This is a genomic window from Salinisphaera sp. C84B14 (assembly GCF_040361435.1).
In the GTDB taxonomy this organism is placed as follows: domain Bacteria; phylum Pseudomonadota; class Gammaproteobacteria; order Nevskiales; family Salinisphaeraceae; genus Salinisphaera.
The window spans coordinates 1-3,852 of the sequence record NZ_APNL01000041.1; the positions used below are offsets into that span (position 1 = coordinate 1).

General features: G+C 59.6%; 3 protein-coding genes. All 3 read right to left on the reverse strand.

The genetic code is table 11. The features are described from left to right. Positions 1-543 (reverse strand): efflux RND transporter permease subunit (locus tag C84B14_RS17910; protein WP_353226107.1); only part of this gene is annotated, 543 nt, incomplete at its 3' end. Positions 544-552: 9 nt separating this feature from the next. Next, positions 553-1,899 (reverse strand): efflux RND transporter periplasmic adaptor subunit, encoded by a 1,347-nt coding sequence (locus C84B14_RS17915; RefSeq protein ID WP_353112665.1) that lies wholly within the window; start codon positions 1,897-1,899, stop codon positions 553-555. Continuing rightward, a complete protein-coding gene (locus C84B14_RS17920) occupies positions 1,896-3,194 on the reverse strand; it encodes a TolC family protein (protein WP_353226109.1) in 1,299 nt (432 codons plus the stop codon). The genes C84B14_RS17915 and C84B14_RS17920 overlap by 4 nt, the downstream gene beginning before the upstream one ends. Positions 3,195-3,852 lie beyond the last annotated feature (658 nt).

The window sequence follows — 3,852 nt, forward strand, 5'->3', positions numbered from 1 at the left end:
CGAGAGCACGCCCGTGACACCATCGACCGTGCGCAGCTGTGGCTTGATCAGCCAATCCTGTGCTGTCCGTCTTTCCGTAAGGGAGTAATTCGCACCCTGCTCGTTCTCGACCGTGTACATCAGAATCCGGCCAAGACCTGTCGTAATAGGCCCGAGCTGTGGCTCGCCTAGACCACTTGGAATATTGCGACGCGCCTCTGATAACCGTTCGTTCACGAGCCGGCGGGCAAAGTAGATATCCGTGCCGTCCTCGAAATAGACATCGACACGCGACAGTCCGAAAATCGAGGTGGACTGTACTTTTTCGAGGCCCGGCAGCCCGTACATGCTGATCTCGATCGGATAGGAGACCAGCGTTTCAATGTCCACCGGCGACAGGCCCTCGCTAGCGGTATATACCTGTACGAGGGCCGGCGTCGCGTCCGGAAATGCATCAACGGGTAGTGCACGCAGCGAAAAATAGCCGCCGATAGCTAGCGCGAAGACTGCGACGAGCACCATGAGCCGGTTCGCCATAGCCAGGCGAATAATTGCGTTAATCATAGCGCCCTCCTAGTGGCCGTGTGCGGCGCTACGGCCACCGGCGGTGAGTGCAGCTTTAAGATCGAATGCGCCCCGCACGACCAGGGTGTCACCAGCTCGAATCCCTTCCCGGATTTCTACCTGGCCTTGGTTTTCTGCGCCGGTACTTACCGGTTGAAACGTGTAAGCACCCTCGTGTTCGGCGGGCACAAACACGCCTTCACGCTCACCGATTTGTTGCACCGCGTCCACGGGAACGAGCGCAATGCGTGAGCGCTCACCGCTAGACGCCCCGGCGTCGATGTTGGCGTCTGCAAACATGCCGGCTCTAAGCAAACCGTCGGGATTTTCGACGACAGCGCGGACACGTACCGTTCTGGCTTGTTCGTCGAGCTGTGGCGAGATCCAGTCGATCGTGCCCACAAAGGTTTCATCCGGCAGTGGCCGCACGGTGAAGCGCACTTCCTGGCCTTTTTCTAAGTGCGGCAGCGCTTGCTCGGCCGCATCGATCATCAACCACATCCGCGTGTTGTCCACGACGTGGATTGGTGTTTCGTTAGCACTCAGCGTTTGGCCGGCAACCAGATCGCGTTTCGCGATAACGCCGTCGCGGGGCGCGACCAACTCAAGTCGCGACAAAGGCTCGTCCCCGCCACTACTAATGGCATCGACCGCTGCATTGTCGAGGCCATAGAGCTTGAGTTCGGCACGCTTGGCACGGCGCTCGGCCTTGGCTTGTTCGTATGCGGCACGAGACTCGGCCAAATCCGAATCACTCACGATCTGATCCGCAGCCAATTTACGGTCTCTCGCATAGGCGGCCTGGCGCGTGTTAAAGCGCGCGGCCGCGGTGAGATATGCCGCCTTTTCCTTGCCTAAGGCGACACTATCGAGTACTGCAAGCGTTTCACCGCGCGATACTGCTTCACCCAGATCCGCCGATACCTCGACCACCTTGGCTTGCAATCGCGGGCCCACACGAGCGACGCGGTCAGCATCGAAATGCAGAGTCGCTGGGGCTTGGATCGACGCGTTCGCCGTACCGCTCTCTGCCGGGCCGGTGGCGATATCCAATTGCTCAAATTGCTCGGCGCTGAGCTTGACGCGATCCGGATTTTCTTCGCCGTGCCCCTCGTGGCCACCTTTGCCTTCGCCCTGAGCTGATTCGTGTGCGCCTTTTTCGGCGTCGCCGTGTTCCTCTCCTTCGTGGCGGGCTTCGTCTTGATCTGCATGATCGCTTTCTTGCGCTTGCGCCGACCCGGCGGCCTGTGGCCCTTCGGCGTCGGCGCTATTGGAGTTACAGCCCGTTAGCAAGAGAATCGCGGCGACCAGTAGAACGGGGATTCGGATGTGACTCATGGGTTTCTGTCTATTCATTGCGATGCTCCGCGGCTGTCCATCACGAGCAAACCACCCGTGGCGCGCTCTAGGTCGGTGCCGGCCGTAACCAGCGCGCCGAGCGCGTCGAGATAGTCGCGGCGGACATCAAAAAGGTTGTTCTGAGCGGAGGTAATTGCGGTTGCCCCTACCTTGCCGGCTGCGAATGAGCGTCGGGTGAGCTCCAGAGAACTCTCCGCGGCCTCTAAAACCGCATCACTTAGCGCATCTGCTCGTTCGCGCCCGGCGTCATATGCGCTGATGGCCGAAAGCACCTGCAGTCGAACCTCGCGCTGAAGGTTGTCCTGATCGAGCTGTGCTTGCGCTAGATCAGCGGTCGCAATCTGGCGCTCGCCTTCATAGCGATCCAGCAGCGGCAGCTCGAAACCAACACCGCCACCGGTGATATCCGAGCCACCTTTGTCACGACCACCCGCTTCTTCACGGTAAAAACCGAACACGGTGAGGTTCGGTATGATTTCGCGATTGGCGAGCGACAATTCCTTTCGAGCGGCAATCACACGTGACGCGGCGGCCTGCAAATCCGTGCGCCGCTCGACAGCGCGCGTCAGCAAGCGATCACGAGCCGGCATATCGAGCAGCGCAAAACTCAGATCGCCCTTGATGGCGAGCCGGCGCGTGGGATCGATCGCGAGCAGGTCCTTGAGTTCCAGCCGCGCTTGGGTCGCGGTATCCCGGGCCGCGGCGGCGAATGCACGTGCTCGCTGCAACCCGAGACGAGCTGCATTGGATTCGATTCGGGTACCTGCGCCTGCGTCGAGTCGCTTCCTGGCGTAAGTCTCGAGCTGCTCGTTGGTATCAACGACGCGCTCGGCGGTGTTTACCGCCTGCTCCGCGACCAAGACAGAAAGGAACGCCGCACGCACACGCGCCGTCGTTGTGGCCGCCAGGAAATCGTAATCAGCTCGAGCGGCGCCCAACCTACTTGTCGCGGCGTCCTCGCGTAGACCGCCCTGCCCGGCTATCCAGAATTCTTGGCTGAGCTGAATACCGATGTCGGTACTTGAGCCGTTCGGCTGATCGCGCTGGCCGGCTTCCAGTTCCAAGCGCGGGTTAGATGGCACAGGGACATCCGCGTGAATGGCCTCGCCACCGAGGCGTTGGATACGCAGACGAGCCGAACGCAGCGTCGGATTATATTCGCTCGCCCAATTCAGGGCGGCATTGAGAGTCAGAGGTTGAGGTATCTGCATGACCGCGGAGGCGGACAGCGAAACCCATAGCATGCAAAGTCCACAGGCAGCTTTGCCCGGGAGAAAACGGGGGAAATACATTGTGAATCCTCATCGCAATAGAAGAGGCGCCTGCAATGAAGCAGCGCCCGGCGAAGAAGATTCAGGCTATGGGGGGGTCGACTAGGGGGGTGTGAGCCAAACTGCGATAAAGATCGCGGTGCCGTCCATTACGCGACGATACCTTGTGGACATCCATATCCGGCGTGCCACTTTGTATTCCTACCAAGTGAGCGGATGCATGGCTGCAGTGATCATTATGTTCAGCGCTAACGCCGGAATCGGCACCATCTACCGCAGTGGACTCAACGTGAGAGTACGTTTCGCCATCAGATGACGGCCAATCCACGTGGCTCGCCCACGCCTGCGCACTCAGTGCCACAATCACTGTGAGCACTATCGCCACAAGTCGTTGTAGATTGGTGCGGGACGACGGCATGCGTTGGAAGGTACCACACACGCTACCCGAAACGCTACAACGACCGTGACGAGAAATTCCGTAATGCAATCTGCGAGCATACCCCTGAGCGCTATCGCGTATGGCAAGGTCCGGCTACCGACCAGTAACGGGAAATCATCCACCGCTGATCATGAGTCAACCGAGTTGCTGAACTCCCGCGCGCAAGAACATGCGAACGCGATCTATCCGCTTGCCACTATGCATCGATGACTTTCCTTCCTCGATACATCGATGGGGCCA